24 protein-coding genes and 4 pseudogenes are annotated in these 20608 nt (G+C 40.8%); 7 read left to right on the plus strand and 21 right to left on the minus strand.

The window, feature by feature from the left end; genetic code table 11:
* Window positions 1–38: 38 nt before the first annotated feature.
* The 9 genes from MKX80_RS14360 to MKX80_RS14400 all read right to left on the minus strand — a co-directional run bounded on the left by MKX80_RS14360 (window position 39) and on the right by MKX80_RS14400 (window position 6083).
* Window positions 39–683 carry a response regulator transcription factor gene (locus tag MKX80_RS14360; protein ID WP_073426115.1) on the minus strand — a complete coding sequence of 215 codons (645 nt, stop codon included), beginning with the start codon at window positions 681–683 and terminating at the stop codon, window positions 39–41.
* Complete coding sequence (locus MKX80_RS14365; protein ID WP_154994449.1) at window positions 658–1749, minus strand: PAS domain-containing sensor histidine kinase; 1092 nt, start codon at window positions 1747–1749, stop codon at window positions 658–660. The genes MKX80_RS14360 and MKX80_RS14365 overlap by 26 nt, the downstream gene beginning before the upstream one ends.
* A gap of 18 nt (window positions 1750–1767) precedes the next feature.
* Window positions 1768–2103, minus strand: coding sequence for a thioredoxin family protein (locus MKX80_RS14370; protein ID WP_182070326.1), 336 nt, complete (start codon window positions 2101–2103; stop codon window positions 1768–1770).
* An 86-nt stretch (window positions 2104–2189) separates the two neighbouring features.
* Window positions 2190–2969 (minus strand): sulfite exporter TauE/SafE family protein, encoded by a 780-nt coding sequence (locus tag MKX80_RS14375; RefSeq protein ID WP_182070325.1) that lies wholly within the window; start codon window positions 2967–2969, stop codon window positions 2190–2192.
* Window positions 2970–3023: 54 nt separating this feature from the next.
* Complete coding sequence (locus MKX80_RS14380; RefSeq protein ID WP_154994455.1) at window positions 3024–3251, minus strand: sulfurtransferase TusA family protein; 228 nt, start codon at window positions 3249–3251, stop codon at window positions 3024–3026.
* A gap of 30 nt (window positions 3252–3281) precedes the next feature.
* A complete protein-coding gene (locus tag MKX80_RS14385) occupies window positions 3282–4412 on the minus strand; it encodes an MBL fold metallo-hydrolase (RefSeq protein ID WP_182070324.1) in 1131 nt (376 codons plus the stop codon).
* 100 nt (window positions 4413–4512) lie between these two features.
* Window positions 4513–5085, minus strand: coding sequence for a sulfurtransferase TusA family protein (locus MKX80_RS14390; protein WP_268343003.1), 573 nt, complete (start codon window positions 5083–5085; stop codon window positions 4513–4515).
* Between the two features lie 106 nt (window positions 5086–5191).
* Window positions 5192–5674: a DsrE/DsrF/DrsH-like family protein gene (locus MKX80_RS14395; RefSeq protein ID WP_154994461.1), complete on the minus strand. Its 483-nt coding sequence runs from the start codon at window positions 5672–5674 to the stop codon at window positions 5192–5194.
* Window positions 5675–5822: 148 nt separating this feature from the next.
* Window positions 5823–6083, minus strand: a complete 261-nt coding sequence (locus tag MKX80_RS14400; protein WP_154994463.1) for a metal-sensitive transcriptional regulator — start codon at window positions 6081–6083, stop codon at window positions 5823–5825.
* Window positions 6084–6350: 267 nt separating this feature from the next.
* On the opposite strand from MKX80_RS14400, the pseudogene MKX80_RS14405 reads away from it, so the two are divergent.
* Window positions 6351–6580, plus strand: a pseudogene (locus MKX80_RS14405) (sigma factor-like helix-turn-helix DNA-binding protein); the annotation flags it as partial.
* An 11-nt stretch (window positions 6581–6591) separates the two neighbouring features.
* Here the strand turns inward: MKX80_RS14405 and MKX80_RS14410 are convergent.
* The 3 genes and pseudogenes from MKX80_RS14410 to MKX80_RS14420 form a co-directional block, all read right to left on the minus strand.
* The gene (locus tag MKX80_RS14410; RefSeq protein ID WP_268299042.1) at window positions 6592–7188 is read right to left on the minus strand and encodes a methyltransferase domain-containing protein; all 597 of its coding nucleotides are present in this window, start codon (window positions 7186–7188) and stop codon (window positions 6592–6594) included.
* Between the two features lie 44 nt (window positions 7189–7232).
* On the minus strand, window positions 7233–7940 hold the full coding sequence (locus MKX80_RS14415; protein WP_268343001.1) for a DNA alkylation repair protein: 708 nt from the start codon (window positions 7938–7940) through the stop codon (window positions 7233–7235).
* Window positions 7941–8286: 346 nt separating this feature from the next.
* Window positions 8287–8442 (minus strand): annotated as a pseudogene (locus tag MKX80_RS14420) (L,D-transpeptidase family protein); the annotation flags it as partial.
* A 178-nt stretch (window positions 8443–8620) separates the two neighbouring features.
* Between MKX80_RS14420 and MKX80_RS14425 the strand changes: the two are divergent.
* Window positions 8621–8935, plus strand: a complete 315-nt coding sequence (locus MKX80_RS14425; protein ID WP_261763358.1) for an iron chelate uptake ABC transporter family permease subunit — start codon at window positions 8621–8623, stop codon at window positions 8933–8935.
* Window positions 8928–9074, plus strand: a pseudogene (locus tag MKX80_RS14430) (hypothetical protein); the annotation flags it as partial. The gene MKX80_RS14425 and the pseudogene MKX80_RS14430, both read left to right, overlap by 8 nt.
* A 91-nt stretch (window positions 9075–9165) precedes the next feature.
* Here MKX80_RS14430 and MKX80_RS14435 read toward each other — a convergent pair.
* The 4 genes and pseudogenes from MKX80_RS14435 to hemB all read right to left on the minus strand — a co-directional run.
* A pseudogene (locus MKX80_RS14435) lies at window positions 9166–9276 on the minus strand (PadR family transcriptional regulator); the annotation flags it as partial.
* Complete coding sequence (locus MKX80_RS14440) at window positions 9273–10115, minus strand: sialate O-acetylesterase (RefSeq protein WP_268328527.1); 843 nt, start codon at window positions 10113–10115, stop codon at window positions 9273–9275. The gene MKX80_RS14440 and the pseudogene MKX80_RS14435, both read right to left, overlap by 4 nt.
* 499 nt (window positions 10116–10614) lie before the next feature.
* Window positions 10615–10860 carry a membrane protein insertion efficiency factor YidD gene (gene yidD / locus MKX80_RS14445; protein WP_216930324.1) on the minus strand — a complete coding sequence of 82 codons (246 nt, stop codon included), beginning with the start codon at window positions 10858–10860 and terminating at the stop codon, window positions 10615–10617.
* Window positions 10857–11843, minus strand: coding sequence for a porphobilinogen synthase (hemB, locus tag MKX80_RS14450; protein WP_154994473.1), 987 nt, complete (start codon window positions 11841–11843; stop codon window positions 10857–10859). The genes yidD and hemB overlap by 4 nt, the downstream gene beginning before the upstream one ends.
* 567 nt (window positions 11844–12410) lie before the next feature.
* Here hemB and erm point away from each other — a divergent pair.
* Window positions 12411–13274, plus strand: a complete 864-nt coding sequence (gene erm, locus MKX80_RS14455) for a 23S ribosomal RNA methyltransferase Erm (RefSeq protein ID WP_154994475.1) — start codon at window positions 12411–12413, stop codon at window positions 13272–13274.
* An 84-nt stretch (window positions 13275–13358) separates the two neighbouring features.
* Here erm and MKX80_RS14460 read toward each other — a convergent pair whose 3' ends face one another.
* The 4 genes from MKX80_RS14460 to MKX80_RS14475 all read right to left on the minus strand — a co-directional run bounded on the left by MKX80_RS14460 (window position 13359) and on the right by MKX80_RS14475 (window position 16022).
* Window positions 13359–13748 carry a tautomerase family protein gene (locus MKX80_RS14460; protein ID WP_075752183.1) on the minus strand — a complete coding sequence of 130 codons (390 nt, stop codon included), beginning with the start codon at window positions 13746–13748 and terminating at the stop codon, window positions 13359–13361.
* A gap of 554 nt (window positions 13749–14302) precedes the next feature.
* The gene (gene hxlB, locus MKX80_RS14465) at window positions 14303–14860 is read right to left on the minus strand and encodes a 6-phospho-3-hexuloisomerase (protein WP_154994477.1); all 558 of its coding nucleotides are present in this window, start codon (window positions 14858–14860) and stop codon (window positions 14303–14305) included.
* Window positions 14857–15489: a 3-hexulose-6-phosphate synthase gene (gene hxlA, locus MKX80_RS14470; RefSeq protein WP_154994479.1), complete on the minus strand. Its 633-nt coding sequence runs from the start codon at window positions 15487–15489 to the stop codon at window positions 14857–14859. Before hxlA ends, hxlB begins: the two co-directional genes overlap by 4 nt.
* Before the next feature lie 185 nt (window positions 15490–15674).
* The gene (locus MKX80_RS14475) at window positions 15675–16022 is read right to left on the minus strand and encodes a winged helix-turn-helix transcriptional regulator (protein ID WP_043928395.1); all 348 of its coding nucleotides are present in this window, start codon (window positions 16020–16022) and stop codon (window positions 15675–15677) included.
* Window positions 16023–16313: 291 nt separating this feature from the next.
* On the opposite strand from MKX80_RS14475, the gene desE reads away from it, so the two are divergent.
* From desE to desR, 3 genes are all read left to right on the plus strand, one after another.
* A complete protein-coding gene (gene desE, locus MKX80_RS14480; protein ID WP_154994481.1) occupies window positions 16314–17372 on the plus strand; it encodes a fatty acid desaturase DesE in 1059 nt (352 codons plus the stop codon).
* A gap of 120 nt (window positions 17373–17492) precedes the next feature.
* Window positions 17493–18605 carry a sensor histidine kinase gene (locus MKX80_RS14485; protein WP_182070319.1) on the plus strand — a complete coding sequence of 371 codons (1113 nt, stop codon included), beginning with the start codon at window positions 17493–17495 and terminating at the stop codon, window positions 18603–18605.
* Between the two features lie 19 nt (window positions 18606–18624).
* Complete coding sequence (gene desR, locus MKX80_RS14490) at window positions 18625–19224, plus strand: two-component system response regulator DesR (protein WP_154994485.1); 600 nt, start codon at window positions 18625–18627, stop codon at window positions 19222–19224.
* Between the two features lie 73 nt (window positions 19225–19297).
* On the opposite strand, the gene MKX80_RS14495 is transcribed toward desR, so the two are convergent.
* Window positions 19298–20347, minus strand: a complete 1050-nt coding sequence (locus MKX80_RS14495; protein ID WP_182070318.1) for an NAD(P)/FAD-dependent oxidoreductase — start codon at window positions 20345–20347, stop codon at window positions 19298–19300.
* Window positions 20348–20608 lie beyond the last annotated feature (261 nt).

Below are 20608 nucleotides of genomic sequence, written 5' to 3' on the forward strand. Positions count from 1 at the left end.
TTTATGTGAGCCCCGTCTTCCCAAGCTGACAAGGTATGTCACAACGACAGATCGAGATATTTATTTTTGATCGCATATTGGATCAATTCGTGTTTCGAGTCCAGTTCTAATTTCTGCATCATATTCGTTTTGTGGTTTTCGACGGTTTTGACACTGATTGAAAGTTTATTGGCAATCTCCTTATTGGCATAACCTAGCACAATGAATCTGAGAATCTCCTTTTCGCGAACAGTTAAAACAGAAGGCGGCTTTTGGGACGCTGAATTCAGCCATTGATCAATGATGTCTTGCGATACAGATGTCTTGTAAAAGAGATTGCCCCTGTACACTTCGACAATCGCCTGATAAAGCAACTGATAATGACTGTTTTTCAAGACGTATCCATGAGCCCCCGCTTCTATCGCTTTTTGGACAAAAATTTCCTCATCATGCATTGTCAAAATCACGATTTTAACAGAAGGGTTCAACTTTCTGATCTCACTGCTCGCTGTGAATCCGTCCAACCCGTTTGGCATCGACAAATCCATTAGCACGACATCCGGTTTCAACTGTGCGGTGTTAAAAACGGCTTCGTTGCCATTGTTGCTTTCTCCCGCAATCTCGATTTCAGAAAAACCTTCCAAAAGGACACGGATGCCCTTGCGAATCATCATGTGGTCATCGACCAGCAATACCCTGATCACTCCCCCTCCCCTCCTTATCCTGTACTTTCACTTTAATCGTCGTACCTCTCTGAAGTGCGGAGTGAATTCGAAGACTTCCTTCCATCTGATCGACTCTTTCTTTCATATGTTTGAACCCCAAGCCTTCTTCTGTCAGGCCGCGTTCAAAACCAATGCCATTGTCCTGAATCATCAAAACGAGCTCACCATCTTCTTTGTACAGTATGACTTCAATAAGTGTCGCCTGCGAATATTTCAGGGCATTATGCAGCGCCTCCTGAATGATGCGGTACAAATTGATTTCCAAAATCGGCAGCAAGCGATTGCTGACATTGCTTGAGGCAAACGTAATTGAAACATCCTGATGAGTCTTGTTTAAGTTGGAAACAAGGTGCTTGACAGCAGGGATGAGCCCCAGTTGATCGAGACTGTGCGGTCGCAGCTGGAGAGAGTAAAGCTTGACGTCTTGGATCGCTTTTTCCAGTTCATCGATGATTTCCTGCATGTACTCTTTAAAAGTTTCTTCCTGCTCCATGCGCGATTGAATCGCTTGAATGCCAACTGAGACCGAATAAAGCGATTGCCCTACACCATCGTGCAGTTCCTGGGCCAGCCGCTTGTGTTCGTTTTCCTGAGCTTCTAACGTTTTTTGCAGAACCAGCTTGGAGATTCTGGCTTCCTCTTCCTTTTTCTTCATCGTTAAATCTTTCAGGACCAAAAGAACTTCCATTTGATCGCCGTTTTCAGAAATGACAGCCGTACTCATCTCCATGTCGACGAATCGCCCCTCATAGGTGGGCATCGCGGAAAGAAAATAAGGAATTTCCCGTTTGGCCAGCAAATAACAACGCTCTTCTCCCGCTTCCAATTTTCTCGTTTGGCAGTAGGAACAGTACGGAACCTTTTCCCCTAATATCCATCCCGTCATCTTCTCTGCGGACGGATTCATCACCAGAATTCTACGTTCCTGATCCATCATGATGATCCCATCCTGCAAATGGTCGAAGATCTGCCTTAAATAGCCGCTTTCCATTGACTTTCCTTCTTCTTTATACCGTTCAAAAAAAGCCGGGTTTTGACACATCATGGACCCTCCCTCAGCTATCTATTCCTCGTACAACTGATAGACTCTTTTTAACTTCTGTTCAAGCTGTTCAAAATGAATAAAACGCGCTTCTCGTAGACATTCGGTTCCCTCAATAAACAAAAGAAGCACAGGAACTGTGAAAACTGAAAACCTGCCGGCAACCTCCTCCACTATGTCAGCGTTTATATGTCCTAATTTGATCTTTGGAAAGCGGGCCAACAGTTCTCTAAGCTGCGACAGAACAGCGTGACATACTGTGCATTGAGGCCTTGAAATATATATAAAACTTAATTTATGATCGGTTATAAATTTCTCAATTGACACTATTGAAGTAAGCTCTGTAGCCTCTTTCATCCAATCCCTCCTTCAAATGAAATTTTCTCTGAACTGCCTATGTTAGACATTCATTTTAAATATGATTTTCTCATAAACCTTAAATATTAATTTAAGATATCAAACCAAATTTTCACTGTTGTAATCATAATAACGAATAGTAAAATACCTTGAAGAACTTTAGCATTCGCTTTTTTGCCAATGAAAACACCTATCGGGGATGCAATCAGACTGGCAGCCATTACAATCAAAGCCGGCATAATAGGCACCTGTCCAATGACGAGCTTTGTGACTGTTGTTCCAATCGATGAAATAAATGTAACTGCAAGTGATGTTGCGATTGTGCTTCGTGTAGGTATTTTTAAAACGACTAACATTAGCGGAACGAGCAGAAAAGCGCCGCCGGCACCGACTATACCTGAAGCAATACCGACCACAAAAGCCATGATTGACGTTAATATCTTTGGAAAACGAATGTGATCATTTTGGTGATCTTCTATGCCTGTCTTCGGAATAAACATTATGACTGCGGCAATAATCGCCAATATTCCGTAAACCATGTTTATGACATCTTCAGAGAAAAAATGTGACCCATAACCACCGATTAGACTACCGATCAGAATACTTAATCCCATGATGGAGATCAGTTCTTTATTTAAATAACCGCCTTTCCGGTAAGCCCATACACCGGAAAATGTTGCAACAAAAACTTGGACTGCCACAATACCTGAAACCTGATGAGCATTAAAGCCTTCAAACCCTAATAAAACAGGGATGTATAATAACAACGGGTAATTAATAATTGCTCCCCCGACACCAAGCATTCCGGACATAAAAGAGCCAACGAATCCGATGAAAAATATGAGAAGAATAAAAGATATGTCCACTACCTTTCCTCCTTTCCATCAATAAAAAGGGGGAATAGCCCCCTTTTATCACATTTAACCTTTTTTAAGCCAAAACTTTAATACACCATCTTCCTCTGTATTTTTAAGCAACTCATGGCCGCCTGACTTCGCCCATGCTGTTAGATCACTTTTTGCCCCTTTATCAGTGGCATGTACTTCTAACACTTCTCCGGATTGCAATTCATCCATCGCTTTTTTTGTTTTCACAATTGGCATCGGGCACGCAAATCCTTTAGCATCTATTACTTTATTTGATTTCACTTTTTATCTCTCCCTACTTCAAATCTATATTCATCCATGAACCGCACAGCGGTTTGGTCCAGTTTCCATCTCACTCTGCCTGTCAGCATCCGGCGTTATTTTGCCCATGTTGGTTTGACGGATTTCCTGATATGCATTTGGCTGTGGCGGCAGGTTTTCTGATACAGCACCTCTGAATTCATTTTCATCCAGATTTAAACCGGCATTCTTTTTATATAAATCACTCAGCTTAGCTTGGACTCGCCCTTGATCGCCTAATTCACTGATATTCGCAAAGTGAGCCGGAAGAACAATCAGGTCATCTGATATTTGTTTGTATTTTTCATATAATGTGTTGCGTAAATCCACTGCCCAATCCCCGGCTTTTCCAGCTAAGTCTGGCCGGCCAATCGATTCAACAAATAAAATATCTCCTGTTAACAAATAGTGATTATCAATTATTAAAGAGGTGCTCCCAATCGTATGTCCAGGTGAGTAAATAGGTTCTGCTTTCATACCTGCGTTTCCTACAGAAATATTTTCACCTTCAACTAGCGGTTCACATGAAAATTGCACTTCCTCTGCATCTTTTGGCGGCAGGTAGTATGCAGCTCCTGTACGCTCACGCAGTAAACGTCCGCCAGAAATATGATCCGCATGTAAGTGTGTATCGACCACATGTTTAATCGTAACGTTTCTCTCTTTTGCAAAATCTATATATGCATCAACAGTACGAGCAGGGTCAACTGCAATTGCTTCCCCGTCAGTCTCGATAAAATAGGATAAACAGCCTTTCCCCATTCTTACGAATTGATAGATCGAGCCTCCTTCTTTCAAGTCTCCGATTTTTACTGGATGTAAAAATTCGCTCCACGCCTTCATACCGCCTTGAAGTACAAGGACTCTTTCAAAACCGGCATCCACTAAATGCTGCGCAACCATCTCTGAAGATCCTTGTTTGGCGCAAACAACTAGAACATCTTGATCTTTAGGAACTTGGCCTGCAATTTTATCTACACCATCAATTAAATCAAAATACGGAACATTTAAATGTTCAACCCGACTGCCCTCGATTTTCCAATCACTAAAGGCAACTTTATTTCGTACGTCTAAAATAAAAAACGATTCTTTTCTTAATATCTTTTCGGTTACTTCTTTTGGTGAAATGAATCTAAAATTCACTTTTAAACCTCCTTAGAATGTTAGAGTCTAATTGGCATCAGAACTTGTTGCAATGATCGCAACTTTTGCAGCCGTTCAAATCATTCCTCCAATTTTTATTTTATTGGTCTTTTTCAATAGGGCCTGACCACTCCGCCATTCCCTGCACTACATTTTCAACGTCTTTAAAACCGTTAGCTGCAAGCTGTTTAGCCGCCAGATCGCTTCTATTACCTGTACGGCAAACAACATAAATTTTCCCGTCTCTATTCAGTTCATTTGCTCTTTTTTCAAGTTCACCTAATGGGATTGAAATCGCTCCGGGAATATGGCTGAAACGGTATTCTGCAGGTTCCCGAACATCAACCACTGTTATCCGTTCTCCCGCCTCTACCTTTTTTTGAAGCTCTTTATTTTGGATCGTATATGGAAACGTTTTTTCTTTCTTTATTTTAGAGTGACCTGCTTTACGTAGATAATGTTTTAATATATCTCCGTCTTCTGTTGTACCGAGATACTGGTGACCGCTTCCCTTTGCCCATGCCTGTATATCAGCAAGAGACCCTTTATCAGTAGCATGCACTTCAATTACCTGCCCCGGTTTTAACTCATTCATGGCTTTTTTCGTTTTTACGACGGGCATTGGACAAGCAAGCCCTTTTGCATCTAATACGCGATCAGTTTTGATGTTCATCAATCATCCCTCCATATTCATTTTCTCTTTTATATCACTGTTCCATTTGGCTGCTTCAGGATTTCCTGTTTTGCAGCCCCGAAGAAGCAACCGTTTAATTTGGAGATTATATAAATAAATTCACTTTTGCTTCGTTGGCATCGCCTAGATAAGCGGCAACACCTGCATAATCAAGGCCGTCGATGAGCTCTTCTTTTTGCAAGCCTAACAAGTCCATTGTCATTGTACAGGCAACAAGCTTAACTCCTTGTTCTTGCGCCATTTCAATCAGTTGAGGCAGAGATAGCACGCCGTGCTTTTTCATGACATGTTTGATCATTTTAGGCCCGATACCGGCAAAATTCATTTTAGATAATCCGAATTTCTTTGAACCACGGGGCATCATAAAGCCAAATGCTTTTTCAAGCGGTCCTTTCTTTACTTGCACCGGTTCATCTTTTCTTAAAGCGTTAAGCCCCCAAAATGTATGAAAAATTGTTACCTCATGATCATAAGCAGCGGCGCCATTTGCAATAATAAAAGCGGCAATCGCCTTATCTAAGTCACCGCTAAATAAAACAATGGTCGTTTTTTCTTTTTGGTCTGACATATATCAACTCTCCTGTTTTTACATACTTATACCCGTATGGGTATATTAAAATATAAAAAAATATAAGTTTCGGCTCTTTATACCCTCAAGGGATTTTCTTTTAACTAGGGGTATACAGAGGCTGTATTATAAACAGCCGTCTAAAACATTATCTGCTTTTAACCAATAAATTAACTGCTTCTTGAATGAGGTCTTCGGTATCTTCTCCTCTTTCGATTTGAAGGCGAACGCATTTCTCCAAGTTACTGCTTACAACAACACCAATGGCGCGATCTAATGCAGAACGAACCGCTGACATTTGGCTTACAAGCTCTTTGCACTCTTTTCCTTCATCCATCATTTTTAATATCCCTCGAATTTGACCCTCAACTCGTTTGATCCTATTTTTTAATTGATCATCGTATTCCATCAGATAACCTCCCATTTCCTTATGATGATAACATATCCTTTTAACAACTTTTCGCAAAACGGCTACTATGCACATATGAACTGTCATGCATTTCTGTCACATTCGTTAAGGATCTAACCATTGAAAACTTTTTTTCCAGACAAGCTTTATCCTAATGGAATATCACCTGCCCAATACATATACCCCTATGTGTATAATACTGGACTGCTGAGGATAAATCAAATTACAGCTCCTGCAAAGAAAGGGAAATATAATAAGCGCTCCTTTAAAATCAAAAAATACATCGATATCTTTGACGGCAGAGAAAAAGAAGTCATCGTCGGCCGCTTCGGCATTGATTAAAGAAAAAGCGCGAATGCGAAATCGCGAAGGAGCTCGGGATTTTCTCGGAGCACGTGTCCGGACTTGAAAAACGGGTGCTGATGAAGATGTTTCATGAGTTTTATCGGGCGGAGAAGCGGAAGAAGCCGGGTCTCATTTTCCGGCTTTCTCTATAAAAAACAAGAAATCACTTTATGCTGCTGGATACAAACATTGAGGCATCTTGATCCATAAAAATACGATGACCATGATAAAATGTTTTAATTTCAGTTGATTTAAATCCAACATCGGATAATCTTTTTTTCAATTCTTCATGCGAAAAACCACTATGAACTTTCGGATGTTGTATTTTATCATTTTTGTCAAAATCAATAATGATAAGCTTACCGCCATCATTTAAAATGCCGAACAATTCCTGTAAAATTTTATTCGTATCCGGAATATGAAGAAGGACTAGTGACATTAAAACGATGTCTGCCTTCAGTTCAGGGGTTTCTTGGGTAAAATCTGAATAAAGCACTTTTGCGTTGGCAATTCCTTTGCGGGAAATTTTAGCTTTCGCCACCTCCAACATTTGTTTTGATGAATCGACCAACAAAATAGAATGTACTAAATCTGATAATTCTAAACTAATGAGACCCGTACCGCTCCCATAGTCGATTAAAGATTTTGATTGACTATTTCTCAATTCCGGTCTTACTTCATTCACGATCACTTTAGCTAATTCAATTCTTTCTTCTGTATCATATCGCTTTGCCATCTGTTCAAAAACGTTATTTTCCATATTCCACTTCCTATTTATTTTTAGATGGTTTACTGTAAACTATGCTAACACCTTACATATTTCCGTTTGAAACCGAGACGGCCTCTATCAATATCTTTTTGGATATTTTTGGAATCGTTCAGGATACTGCTTTTTTTCTTGCCTCGCCTGAGTTCGACCGGGCCTACTGCTTTTGCGGTTTCAACCGCCTTTTCATGAAGCGGCAAATATGAAATCCCGACTGTGTAGATAAAATGATTCATAGCCGATTTTGTTCGATCTGGAGAATCGTGAATCGTACGTTCCACCTGATCAAGCATACTGGCAATTTTAGTTACATTAAATTCATCGTCCGGTCGATTACCTAAAAGCCAGCAGTAACAGCTCCAGCCTGCCGACATTTTAAGCTCTTCACCGCTTGAGATCCATTTATCAGCAACAGCCTGCGCAAAATCGGTTTCTGCCAAAGTTACGGCAACAACATAATCAGATAGCATATAGAAATACGCCGCATCGATCCACCGCTCAAAATCCGCTTCAGTCATTGTCATTGGGTCAGCAATAATGCCGGCAAAATACATGGCATCGTAGTTCCCGGTAGCGTAAAGCTGCTCTGCCAAGGGCTGATTTTTCTTGATTTTCTTTGCGAGCGGCTTCATTTTGCCTGTAGCCACGCCAAACAGCGGTTCGTGTGCACCATTCGTTATGTATCTTTTTTTCATGTTTTCCGTACCCAACGCTTCCAGTTCTTTCATAACCGTTTCAAGATCCATGCTTTCACTTCCTTCTTAAATTAAATTCATTACTTTAACTCCATTATCATGCTCTTTCACTTCATCTAATCATTACAAATCCACTTTATTTGTTTTAATGCTCTCCATAAACGGCTACATCAGCATGAAAAGATCAGTTGCGGTTGTTTTGTTTCCTATGTCTGATCAAAACTAAACTTCCTCTGCATATCATTTATGTTTATTATATGAAACATTTTAACAAGCAGAAAGGGGGTGTTTTTGACCGCCTTTTCTCTTCATGCGTCAATTTCGAATGCCACCGATATTTGCAAAAAGAAGACTCTTAAAAAAGAGTCTCCTAACTTGACCAATAAAACGAGCCAAATCAGCTGATCACAACTTTTGTTTTTTCAGGTATGTTTTCATACATCCATTTTGCATCTGGAATCGCAAGCCTGATACATCCATGGGAAGCTTTTTTTCCTAATTTTTTTGCTTCCTTTTAAATGACTTTTTTATCTTTGTTGAATGGTACGCTATGAAGACGAATTTTATGGGAAAGACCATCAGATCCCATTAATCGGCGGCACGTTTTATGAACCTAATCTTCAGAACATTTATCAATATGAACCGGATTTGGTGATTGGGCTTAGCGGTGTTCACGATAACTTAAGAGACGGAAGTCCGTCTTCGAGCGGATTACATTTGGGCCTGCTCATTTGCAGCTTTCATTTTTTCTGCCATTTTTTGAATGCTTCGGCAGAATTTTGGCGGCTGTTTTCGTTTATGTATTAAGCGCTTATACCAAGAAGATGTCGTCTGTCTTTTTGTTAAACGGCATTTTAATTTCAGCGGTATTGCAAGCTGTGACTTCATTTACTTTACTAAGACATCAAGAAGCGCTTGGAAGCATTTTATTGTGGACGATCGGATCACTGAATGGAAGGGTTTGGATTCACTTGAACCTTTTATGGCCAATTGCAGTTCCTGCGCTCATTGCGGGATTGTTGACAGCGGGAATCGCAAATGCCTGAAGGCTGGGAACAGAATAGCTGTGCTCCTGGGCCTTTCTTTAAAGAAAACAAATGCTCTTTTATTTTTCATCTCTGGAACCGCAGAGCCGTTTCGATTGTTGGAGCAATTGGCTTTATTGGTTTAATCGGCCCTCACATTGCCAAACCGATCGTTGGAGAGGATGCGAGAAAAAGTCCTATCATTTCCAAATCTATTAAAGAATTTAGATTGGGGAGTTTTTCATTTATAAATCGGTTAAATAATTGTATATTATTTGCTTGTCCAACAAACAGGCCAGCAGTTCATAGCCGTGAGCTCCGGGGTTTTGGATTAGCAAGCCAAGGATAAGTAAGGGAATTATGGTTTCATCACCTTCGCCATCCTCGCCTCAAATTCCGCGTACGTGATTTTACCCGAAGCCAAATCCATGCTATGAAGGTAAATCTGTTCTGTTTTAGAATAGTCACCATTCACTTTCAGTGATTGCTCCTCTCCCGAAATGGGTTTCAGGATATGGTACTTTTTCGAAAAAGCCTCGAAATAGCGGTAACCGAATTTGCGTTGTGAAGCTGCGTCTAAATGAATGCCGTCAGGATTCGCAGTCAAACCTGCTGCAGTAACAAAATAACAATTCTGTTGTTCATTAGCAAAACGCAGCAATTGTTCATTAACCTGTCGAAATTCGGTCGCGTGCTGTCCAAAACCGGTCTTCCCAAGAAAGTCACCAAGCCCTCCAATAATCAACGGTGCCTCATCAAGTTTCAACTCGTTTCTTAGCGTCTCGATGATAAGGGTTAATTTCTCGTAATAAGTTTCATGTAGCGAACGATAACTGTCACTCTCACCCTGGTGCCAAAGGATTCCACAAATTTGACTGGACCGGAGGGCGAAGCGGGCTTCGGACAAAGCATGCTGAAAAAGGATGCCTTCCGGATGCCAGTCATTCAATGAACTGCCACCTTCCGCACAAGGGATCAAGCCAATTTCTTCATCGGGATGAGCTTTCGACCATGCATCTGCAAAAGATGCCGCCAGGCCAACGCCGGAAACCGGACGGTCGTAATTAATCGGCTCTGTCATCATCTGCCACTGTCCATTGCGCAGCATTTTTATTTTTTCATTATAGATAGGGTCTACTTCATTCAAAAATCCACGGCCCGCCATATTCGACTGCCCCAACATTAAAAAAGACTTTATCATCTAATTTCCACTTCTTTACATCAATATTTTGGTCTAATTAGACTATAGTCAATTCAGTTTGTCTTGTAAAGTTTTAACAAGGTTTTATTTTTTTATCAGTATGTATGAAAAACAAACTAACATTGAAAATTTGGTGGATGTATTTGTGAAATAGCAAGTTCTTTTGCTTTTTTTATTCAACTATCGGGGGCTTTAGTTTAATAACGATCTTCCACAATCGGGCGCGATTATTGAACAAGAACTAAAGGAGTTATACATATTAGTCATGTAAAATATATATAACTCCTTATTTTTTATGACTTTTTTTGATTTAGGTCGTGATATTTCTCGTATAAAAATACACAATTAGATGACCGGGTGTATTGCTGAAACATAGACCCGGTCATCTTTATGCAGCCTTTTCATTTACTGCTCTGAATGTGCAGGAATTCTTCAGGAAAGTGGTCAACTTCCCCTGCCTGCCCTGCAGAAAAAACGATCAAAAGATCATCCTACAATATTAATTTGAATCCCCTTCCTTTTTTTGATCTGTTTGGCTCGGAACAGGATCAAAGCCTCCCGGATGAAGAGGGTGGCATTTCAGTAATCGTTTGATGAGCAGACAACTGCCTTTGATAAACCCGAACCTTTGAATCGCTTCAAGCCCATAGTTGGAGCATGTTGGATAAAATCTGCAAGTCGGCGGGAAAAGAGGTGATATCGCCTTTTGGTAGAATCGAATGAATATGATCGCTGCCCGTTTCATGATTCCTCCCGAAGAAATTTTGCTATATCTTTTGCAAAATATGTAACAATAAGATCCGCTCCGGCCCGCTTCATCGCAAGCATGCTTTCCAACACTGTATTTTTTTCGTCAATCCAGCCGTTTTGGGATGCAGCTTTTATTTGGGCATATTCTCCGCTTACTTGATACGAAACCAGCGGAATCTGGAGAGAATTTCGCATATCCCTGATGATGTCTAAATAAGGCAGACCAGGTTTAATGATCATAAAATCCGCTCCCTCTTCAATATCGGACTGAGCCTCACGAAAAGCCTCCAAACGGTTTGCCGGGTCCATCTGATAGGTCCGGCGGTCACCGAAAGCGGGCGAATTATCCGCGGCATCGCGAAATGGCCCATAATAGCTTGAAGCATATTTAATACCGTACGACATGATCGGTATGTCTTTATAACCCGATTCATTCAGCGCATGTCGTATATACGTCACAAATCCATCCATCATGCTTGAGGGCGCCAGAATATCGGTCCCTGCCTCAGCCTGAGATATGGCGACTTTTGCATGTATATCTAAAGACACGTCATTATCAATCCTGCCGTTTACCGGTATGCCGCAATGGCCTTCTGTTTGATAGTGACATATACATGTGTCTGTAATGATGACCAAATCAGAATCTAAAGCCTTGATTTGCCTAACCGCTCGTTGAACAATTCCATCTGACGCATAAGCAGACGTTGCCAAATCATCTTTCCAACTTGGAATTCCGAAGAGAAGAATTGCTTTAATTCCGAGTGTTCTTAACTCATGAATTTCCTCTTCTAATAAATCTAATGTCAGTTGATAAACGCCCGGCATGGAAGGTACTTCTGTTTTTAACCCCCTACCCTCTTGGACAAATAGAGGATATATGAAATCGTTAGTGGAAAGCCGATTTTCTCTTACTAAATCCCGGATACCCGGCGTTGAGCGCAGCCTGCGATGCCGTGAGAATGCGACTGATTGATTCAATGTTATTGCACCACTTTTCTACATGAGTTATTTTCAAATCGAAATTGTTATGATTTATATATTTTAAAGTATAGACAATCGCATTTATAATTTCAATGTTAGTTGACTCCCGTTCTTAACACACGCCTTGCCTGATTGCCTCCTTCGATATTCTTATAGGGTGAGAAAATTCCAGCCGTTGACGTTTTCCAAAGAATACCCTACAATGAGATCGTAACTTTAACTTTTCAGGAGGATTATTAAAAAATGACACACTCAATGAGACTGCGTTTCCCAACTTTGAACCAGTAATTAAATACGTTCAAAGGCTCTGTTTGTGTATGCAGAGTAAACGGGATCAGTCTGTCCTTTTTTAATAATCTTCATTTTGCATATAAAATTTGTAACTTGGAGAAAGGCGGATCGTTCTGCCTTTCTTTTTTGTTTAATCCTTTTTTTCTAACGGCTGAGAAAGGCTTATTTGGTTATGGAAATACCGCGGCTTCATCCTTAAAGGATGGCTCTTCCCTTTACTCTGAATCACAGGCAGACCGCCTGTGATTTTTTATGATGAGAGGAAGAGGAAACGTGAAGAAAAAAAATCATAAGTACAGAGGAAAAAAGCTAAATCGCAGGGAATCTCCGAATTTTTCCGGACAGCATTTGATGCATAATAAAAAATTAATTGAAGAAATTGTGGATTGGGCAAATATTGGCATAGACGATACAGTTTTAGAGTTAGGGGCTGGAAAAGGTGCTTTGACAACTGTGCTAAGTCAAAAAGCCGGTAAGGTATTGGCAGTGGAAAACGATTCTAAATTCGTTGATATACTCACACGTAAAACAGCACATCACTCAAATACGAAAATTATTCATCAAGATATCATGAAGATTCATTTACCAAAAGAAAAGTTTGTGGTGGTCTCTAATATTCCCTATGCCATCACAACCCCCATCATGAAAATGCTTTTGAACAATCCTGCAAGCGGATTTCAAAAAGGCATCATCGTAATGGAAAAAGGGGCTGCTAAACGATTCACATCAAAATTCATGAAAAATTCCTATGTTTTAGCTTGGAGAATGTGGTTTGATATTGGCATTGTCAGAGAAATATCGAAAGAACATTTTTCTCCCCCTCCAAAAGTGGACTCGGCAATGGTTAGAATAACACGGAAAAAAGAAGCGCCTATATCACATAAACATTACATTGCATTTCTTGGGCTTGCTGAATATGCGCTCAAGGAGCCGCAAGCCCCTTTCTGTGTTGCTTTACGCGGAATTTTTACTCCGCGTCAAATGAAGCACTTAAGAAAAAGTCTAAAAATCAACAATGAAAAAACCGTTGGAACGCTCACCGAAAACCAATGGGCGGTTATTTTTAACACGATGACTCAATATGTGATGCACCACAAATGGCCAAGAGCAAATAAGAGAAAACCCGGAGAAATATAAAGAAAAAAGCTGCTGACGTCTCGTCAGCAGCTTAAGCTTTTCTGGAGGGATTCAGATGTCCCTGTCAACATTCCTTTTGCCCGCTTACAGCTTTCCAGTTAAAAACTGCGCCTCGCCGAGGCCGAAACTCCAATCGGCATCTCCATTTTCTGTGATGGACACCATGACATCTTCAGGTGAAATGCCGCACTCCGCTTCAAGCCTTTCAGCAAGTAAAGCGTACAATTTCTCTTTTTGGCTTTCTGTTCTTGTTTTACTGGTGATGCTGATCACAACCAGATCCTTTGATCTATTCAATCCCAAGCCTGTATCTTGGATGATGAGCTCATTCGCCGGATGCTGATGGACAATTTGATAGCGGTCTTTCTCCGGAACGTTAAACGCTTCTACCATCGCATCGTGTGCGGTATCTAATAATTTTTTTAATGCTTGTTCATCACGGCCTTCTATTAGATCGAAACGTAATAATGGCATTTGTTTATCCCCTTTTTGATCATTTTAAATTTCGTTAGAGAAATAAGAGGTTTTACCTGTCCCTGATGAATTGTTTCGATTTGGGTACAAGGAATGTTTTCTGCTAACTTGATAAAAACATAACATATAACCAAAATATGTTCAATAATTGATCATCCATCACTCGTTTATCAGAATAGATGATACAAGGTCTGAGTCATTAAAGATTAGCTAGCGCCCAATCTTTAGGAGATTAGTATGTAAGCAACACTTCATCAAAATGTGACAACAATATGATTATCAACACTCTACTTATTTCTTAAAGAAAGTACAAGCTTTCTCAACCCGAATATGATTACGGCAACAAAAACAATTAAAAGGATAAACCCAATCAGGTTAAAACTTGTAAGCATGATAAGCTCCTTTCTTCATATATCATTTAGAATCCCTGTACCACCGGAATTTTATTTTACGATATTCACATTTTAAAATCATAATAAAGATGTAAATTATATGTTAAAAAAAGATCACCATCCGAGATAGCGGATGGTGACTTTCTTTACATGAAGAAGTATTTATTCAAGATTTGCATGATTTCCGTACATGTTATGAGTATTCAACCCTTTAATTTCCATAATTCGCAATATGATAGCATCATAAAACAATAAAAGAGTCTGTTCAAAAAGCGATCCCATCGGTTGTATCGTCTGTTTATTGCCCGTGGATTGATCTTTAGGTGAACCCGAGAGCTGCAGTATAAGATCAGATATTTCAGCGATTGGCGAATCTGGAGAGATGGTAACTGATGCTACAGTGCCTCCGATATCTTTTGCCTTTTCCGCCATATGAAGCAAACTTTCTGTTTTCCCTGATCCTGTCCCCACGATAAGCAAGTCGTTTTCGGTAAATGCCGGAGTTACGGTTTCTCCTGTTACAAATGCATTCAAACCCAAGTGCATTAATCTCATAGCAAATGACTTCCCCATTAAACCGGAACGACCCGCACCGGTAACAAACACTTTTTCAGAAGACATGATACTGGATATGAAGTTCTCTATTTCTTCCGCCTGATTTTGGGAGGTTGCATGATCAAGCTCTGCGATGATCGCTTTTACATAATCATAAGTCTTCATGATTGTTGAATCATCTGCTTCATTTTTGCGGCTGCCGCAGCTTTATCATCTTGATTTGCAATACCGCCCCCAACAATAATCAAATCAGGTTTTAATTTAACGACTTCGGGCAATGTGTCCAATTTAATTCCGCCTGCAATAGCCGTTTTAGCGTTTTTTACTACATTCTTAATGGTCATTAAGTCTTCAAATGAATTTTGGCCAATGGCTTGAAGATCATAACCCGTATGCACACAAATATAATCGACACCAAGTTCATCCAATTCCTTAGCGCGTGATTTGATGTCTTTAATCCCAATCATATCCACCAGGATTTTTTTCCCTTGAGCTTTTGCCTCTTCTACAGCGCCTTTAATAGACATATCTTCAGCGGCTCCTAGAATGGTGATGATATCGGCTCCTGCTTCTGAGGCTTTCATTACTTCATACCCGGCCGCGTCCATAATTTTAAGGTCTGCCAGCACTTTCAAATTCGGAAAAGCGCCTTTCACCTCTTTTACTGCACGGAGTCCTTCATTTATCACAACCGGCGTCCCGATTTCAACAATATCAATGTATTCTTCTACTTCTTTTACTACTTTGATGGCTTCCGGTATATTGACTAAATCTAATGCTAACTGTAATTCCACTTACAATCACCCCTGTTTGAATTAAGAATTCCGCGGATTATTCTTTTAATATTTCTGTTACACCAAGAGTATAACAAGGGGGAAATTCCAATCATAGTACGCACTTTTTTTTTACATACTATACTTTTCCTCATATGGTATAGAAAAAGATACTGTCTCCAAAACAGTATCTCAAGTCAATCATTCTATTTATCATCTTTTGAAAAGTTAGTTTCTATATAATTTTTACCCCAATCATACATCGCCTCTAATATAGGCATTAAACTTTCTCCTTGTTTTGTAAGGGAATATTCAACTTTTGGGGGAACAACCGGATATACTTCCCTATGTACAATATGATCTTCTTCTAATTCACGCAGCTGATTCACCAGCATTCTTTGCGTAATGCCGGGCATCAAGGCTTTTAATTCTCCGAACCTTTTCGTACCTTCTTTACCTAAAAACCACAAAATCAGCATTTTCCACTTTCCTCCGATAATGTTGAGCGTCAACTCCTTTTCACAATTAAATGTTTTATTTTCCATTCGTGACATATGAATTCACTCCTTATCAAATGACTAAAATATGATTATCAATTACATCATTGTAAAAGAACTTTGTTTAATTAAACAATCATCGTACTTTTACAACTTCCCTTCTTTACCATCTTATCATGCGGATTTGCCCCATCATGACATTGTCAATCTTCTTATGCTTGATCAATCAATTCGAGTGAAGGAAACATGACAAGTGTCATGTTTGAAGCATGATGTGTGCTACTACAAAGACATCTCTCTGTGCCGTAAACTTAATTTAAGACCTATTTATGAGAGGATAACTTTACTATGACTGAACAAACCATCGCACATAAACAAAAACAGTTAACAAAACAGGTTGCTGCGTTTGCCCAGCCTGATACCAAAAACAGTCTGATTCAGCTCTTCAATACGCTTATTCCTTTTTTCGGACTGTGGTTTCTTGCCTATTTCAGCCTCAATGTCTCCTATCTCCTTACTTTAGGAATAACGGTGATTGCCGCAGGGTTTTTGACGAGAATTTTCATTATTTTTCACGACTGCTGCCATCTATCCTTTTTCAAACAAAAACGCCTTAACCATATTCTCGGCTTTTTGACAGGCGTTCTGACTTTATTTCCTTATCTTCAATGGCAGCACAGCCATTCGATTCATCATGCAACAAGCAGCAACCTGGATAAACGCGGAACAGGCGATATCTGGCTGCTGACGGTAAACGAATATAAAGCCGCACCTCTACGCACAAAAATCGCATACAGACTTTACAGAAATCCGTTTATCATGTTTATTCTCGGACCGATTTATGTCTTTCTGATCACAAACCGCTTTAACAAAAAAGGTGCAAGACGGAAGGAACGTGTGAACACATACCTCACCAACCTTGCAATCGCGGCATTGGCTGCTGTCTGCTGCCTGATCTTTGGCTGGCAATCGTTTTTGCTCGTACAGGGTCCGATCTTTCTGATCTCGGGTTCGATCGGCGTTTGGCTGTTTTATGTTCAGCATACATTTGAAGATTCTTATTTTGAAGCGGATGAAAATTGGAGCTATGTTCAGGCCGCTGTGGAAGGAAGTTCATTTTATAAACTCCCGAAACTGCTTCAATGGCTTACAGGCAATATCGGGTACCACCACGTTCACCATCTGAGTCCAAAGGTGCCTAACTATAAACTAGAAACCGCACATGAACAGCACGAACCATTAAAAAACGTCCCGACCATCACTTTAAAAACAAGCCTGCAATCACTCGCGTTCCGGCTTTGGGATGAAGAAAAAAAGCAATTTGTAACCTTTCGGGACATGAAACAAACATCTTCCCGTCTTTCGCCGGATTCAACGGATAACCAGAAGCTGCGGAAGAACGCCTGACGATGAGGAGGTCTTCTTATATCAACAAGAAGACTTCCTTTTTATTGTCCAATGATGCAATCCGGCTCCGGCAATGGTAAAGTTACTTTAAAGATGAAAAGCTGAAAATGAGGTTATATCATGGTCAAAAAGCATTTTACATTTCAAAAACTGAACGGGATCTCTCCGTATATATGGACGATATTTTTCATCCTTCCCTTCTACTTTATCATGCAATCATCATCTACACTTGTTATCGTCGTCGGCATCATTTTGACACTTTTATTTTTTGCGGTATACAGATTTGCTTTTGTCTCAAAAGGCTGGGACGTTTATTTGTGGGCGTTTATTTTAATCGGCATTTCAACCGCTTCGATTATGCTGTTCAGCTATATTTATTTTGCTTTTTTTATCGCATATTTTATAGGGAACATTAAAAAACGAGTCCCATTTCACATTTTATATTACGTCCATTTAATAAGCGCAGCCGTCGCTGCCAACTTCAGTCTCGTCTTAAAAAAGGAATTTTTTCTGACACAAATTCCATTTGTGGTCATCACCCTTATCAGTGCGATTTTATTACCGTTCAGTATTAGAAGCCGCAAGGAGCGCGAACACCTGGAAGAAAAGCTCGAGTATGCTAATGAACGGATTGCCAATTTGGTTAAATTAGAAGAACGGCAGCGGATTGCCCGCGACCTCCACGATACACTTGGACAAAAGCTGTCTCTTATCGGTTTAAAAAGCGACTTGGCGAGAAAATTAATTTACAAAGATCCCGATCAAGCCGTGCGTGAACTGAAAAGCGTTCAGCAAACTGCGAGAACTTCTTTAAATGAAGTCAGAAAAATCGTATCCTCCATGAAAGGCATCAGGCTCAAGGATGAAATCATGAACATTAAACAAATTCTTGAAGCAGCCGGCATTGCGTTTATCTATGAAGAAGATAAATTGCCGGAAAATATCTCATTGCTTAATGAAAACATATTGAGCATGTGCTTAAAGGAAGCTGTCACTAATGTCGTCAAACACAGTCAGGCTACGACCTGCCGCGTTGACATCCAACAGCTCTGGAAAGAAGTTGTCATTACAGTGACTGACGATGGAACGTTTCAAGGCGAAGAGAAGTACTTTTCAAAAGGACACGGCTTGCTTGGCATGAGAGAACGGCTTGAATTTGCAAACGGAAGCCTTCACATTGATACAAAAAACGGCACCAAGCTTACCATGTCAATTCCTAATAACTCAAAATAAACAAAAAAGGATGGCTTACATGATTAGTATATTTATTGCAGAAGATCAGCAAATGCTCTTGGGCGCTTTAGGATCGCTTCTGAATTTAGAAGATGATATGGAAGTCGTCGGCAAAGGCACAACCGGACAGGATGCCGTTGATTTCACAAAAAAACATCAGCCTGATGTGTGCATTATGGACATTGAAATGCCGGGAAAGACGGGGCTTGAAGCTGCTGAGGAATTAAAGGATACAGGCTGCAACATTATTATCTTAACCACTTTTGCCCGCCCCGGTTACTTTCAGCGAGCCATTAAAGCAGGTGTTAAAGGCTATTTGTTAAAGGACAGCCCAAGCGAAGAGCTTGTGAGCGCCATTCGAAGCGTCATGAAAGGAAAGCGGATCTATGCGCCTGAATTGATGGAAGACATGTACAGTGAGGCCAACCCTCTCACAGATAGAGAAAAAGAAGTGCTCGAACTTGTGGCTGACGGAAAAAACACAAAAGAAATCGCCCAAGAACTCAGCATCAAAAGCGGAACCGTACGTAATTATATCTCCATGATTCTTGAAAAGCTTGAGGTGAAAAATCGGATCGAAGCCATAACTCGTTCAAAGGAAAAAGGCTGGTTTAAATAAAAAGAGGACCTTGCTATATCTCCAAGATCCTCTTGACGAATCAGCCGCTCCCACGGGCGAAAATAGTCCTTTTCTACACGAACATCTTCTTCACAAGCTCGCGGTTGCGCTCTTTGAAAACCTCATTATGCGATGACACCATCGCACTCTTGTGTGCTTCGGGATCAATAAAGCGCTTGGCGCTGTTGACCGCGTTTGCCGCATCTTGAAACGCTCCGGCGATTAGGTGCAGCTTGCCTTCGTAATGCACAATATCCCCCGCCGCATACAGTCCGGGCACGGAAGACTGGCAGTTGGCAGTACCTGCAATATAATAGTCATCAACCCGGGTAATATCAAGCTGGCTGTTCTCCAGCAGCGAGGTGTCGCGTTCATATCCGTGGTTGATAACCACCTCGTCGACAGGCAGCTCCATCACCTCACCGGTTTGAGCGTTCGTGAGCTCGACCCGTTCGATCACCTCATGATCTTCCGAAGCGATCAGCTTGGTAATCTGTGTATGGAAGAAGCAGCTCACCGAGCTGTTCAGAAGCTGATCCACCTGGGCCTCATGCCCGCTGAGCGCATCTTTGCGGTAAGCGAGGTAGACCTTTTTCGCTACAGGTTCGAGCTCGTTGGCCCAGTCGACAGCCGAATTACCGCCGCCTGATACAATGACCGTTTTATCTTTAAAATGCTGCAGTGATTTGACCGTATAATTCAGGTTGGACACTTCAAAACGCTCTGCTCCTTCTATTTGAAGCTTTTGCGGATTAAGGATGCCACCGCCCACGGCAACGATGACCGTCTTGGACAGATGCACCCCTGAGGCAGCCGTATGTAATTCAAACACCCCTTCTTTATTGCGGGCAATCGATTCGACTTTCTCATTCAGCAGCACTTCAGGATGAAACGTTAACCCCTGCTGTACTATCTGTTCGATCAGCTTGGCTCCGGAAATCGGCGTTAGTCCCCCGACATCCCAGATCATTTTTTCAGGATAAACGTGAACCTTTCCGCCCAGCATCGGCTGATATTCAATAATCTTTGTTCTCATTCCCCGCAGTCCGCTGTAAAAGGCGGAATATAACCCGGCCGGCCCCCCGCCGATAACGGTCACATCAAACACTTCATTTCTGCTCATCGCTCTTCACTCCCGGTATATGTCATGAGTTTACAACTCCAAACGTAAATGATTATCATTATCATTAAGTGTACTTTGATTGCTTCGTTTTTACAATCCATTTTAATAAAAAGTTCATTCTTCGCCCACTTCAATTTTGTCTTTCCCTCTTTCCGCTCGTTCTTCACGGGATGCCGCCGCTCCCCTATTCCGCACCTTTTAGGCAGTTCCTATATCTTACATTGACAAGGGTATGCCCCCTGCATAAAATGAAAATGATTA

The sequence above is a fragment of the Bacillus sp. FSL K6-0972 genome, from assembly GCF_037976035.1.
Lineage (GTDB): Bacteria > Bacillota > Bacilli > Bacillales > Bacillaceae > Bacillus > Bacillus haynesii.

Bases quoted from the DNA above. Each gene is read 5' to 3' on its own strand.
- MKX80_RS14365 (WP_154994449.1), bottom strand. From the start codon at position 1,749: ATGATGTGTCAAAACCCGGCTTTTTTTGAACGGTATAAAGAAGAAGGA.
- MKX80_RS14370 (WP_182070326.1), bottom strand. From the start codon at position 2,103: ATGAAAGAGGCTACAGAGCTTACTTCAATAGTGTCAATTGAGAAATTT.
- MKX80_RS14390 (WP_268343003.1), bottom strand. From the start codon at position 5,085: ATGAACATCAAAACTGATCGCGTATTAGATGCAAAAGGGCTTGCTTGT.
- MKX80_RS14395 (WP_154994461.1), bottom strand. From the start codon at position 5,674: ATGTCAGACCAAAAAGAAAAAACGACCATTGTTTTATTTAGCGGTGAC.
- MKX80_RS14400 (WP_154994463.1), bottom strand. From the start codon at position 6,083: ATGGAATACGATGATCAATTAAAAAATAGGATCAAACGAGTTGAGGGT.
- MKX80_RS14410 (WP_268299042.1), bottom strand. From the start codon at position 7,188: ATGGAAAATAACGTTTTTGAACAGATGGCAAAGCGATATGATACAGAA.
- MKX80_RS14415 (WP_268343001.1), bottom strand. From the start codon at position 7,940: ATGGATCTTGAAACGGTTATGAAAGAACTGGAAGCGTTGGGTACGGAA.
- MKX80_RS14440 (WP_268328527.1), bottom strand. From the start codon at position 10,115: ATGATAAAGTCTTTTTTAATGTTGGGGCAGTCGAATATGGCGGGCCGT.
- yidD (WP_216930324.1), bottom strand. From the start codon at position 10,860: ATGAAACGGGCAGCGATCATATTCATTCGATTCTACCAAAAGGCGATA.
- MKX80_RS14460 (WP_075752183.1), bottom strand. From the start codon at position 13,748: ATGCCATTATTACGTTTCGATCTAATAGAAGGCCGTGATGAACAAGCA.
- hxlB (WP_154994477.1), bottom strand. From the start codon at position 14,860: ATGAAGACTTATGATTATGTAAAAGCGATCATCGCAGAGCTTGATCAT.
- MKX80_RS14475 (WP_043928395.1), bottom strand. From the start codon at position 16,022: ATGTCACGAATGGAAAATAAAACATTTAATTGTGAAAAGGAGTTGACG.
- desE (WP_154994481.1), top strand. From the start codon at position 16,314: ATGACTGAACAAACCATCGCACATAAACAAAAACAGTTAACAAAACAG.
- MKX80_RS14485 (WP_182070319.1), top strand. From the start codon at position 17,493: ATGGTCAAAAAGCATTTTACATTTCAAAAACTGAACGGGATCTCTCCG.
- desR (WP_154994485.1), top strand. From the start codon at position 18,625: ATGATTAGTATATTTATTGCAGAAGATCAGCAAATGCTCTTGGGCGCT.
- MKX80_RS14495 (WP_182070318.1), bottom strand. From the start codon at position 20,347: ATGAGCAGAAATGAAGTGTTTGATGTGACCGTTATCGGCGGGGGGCCG.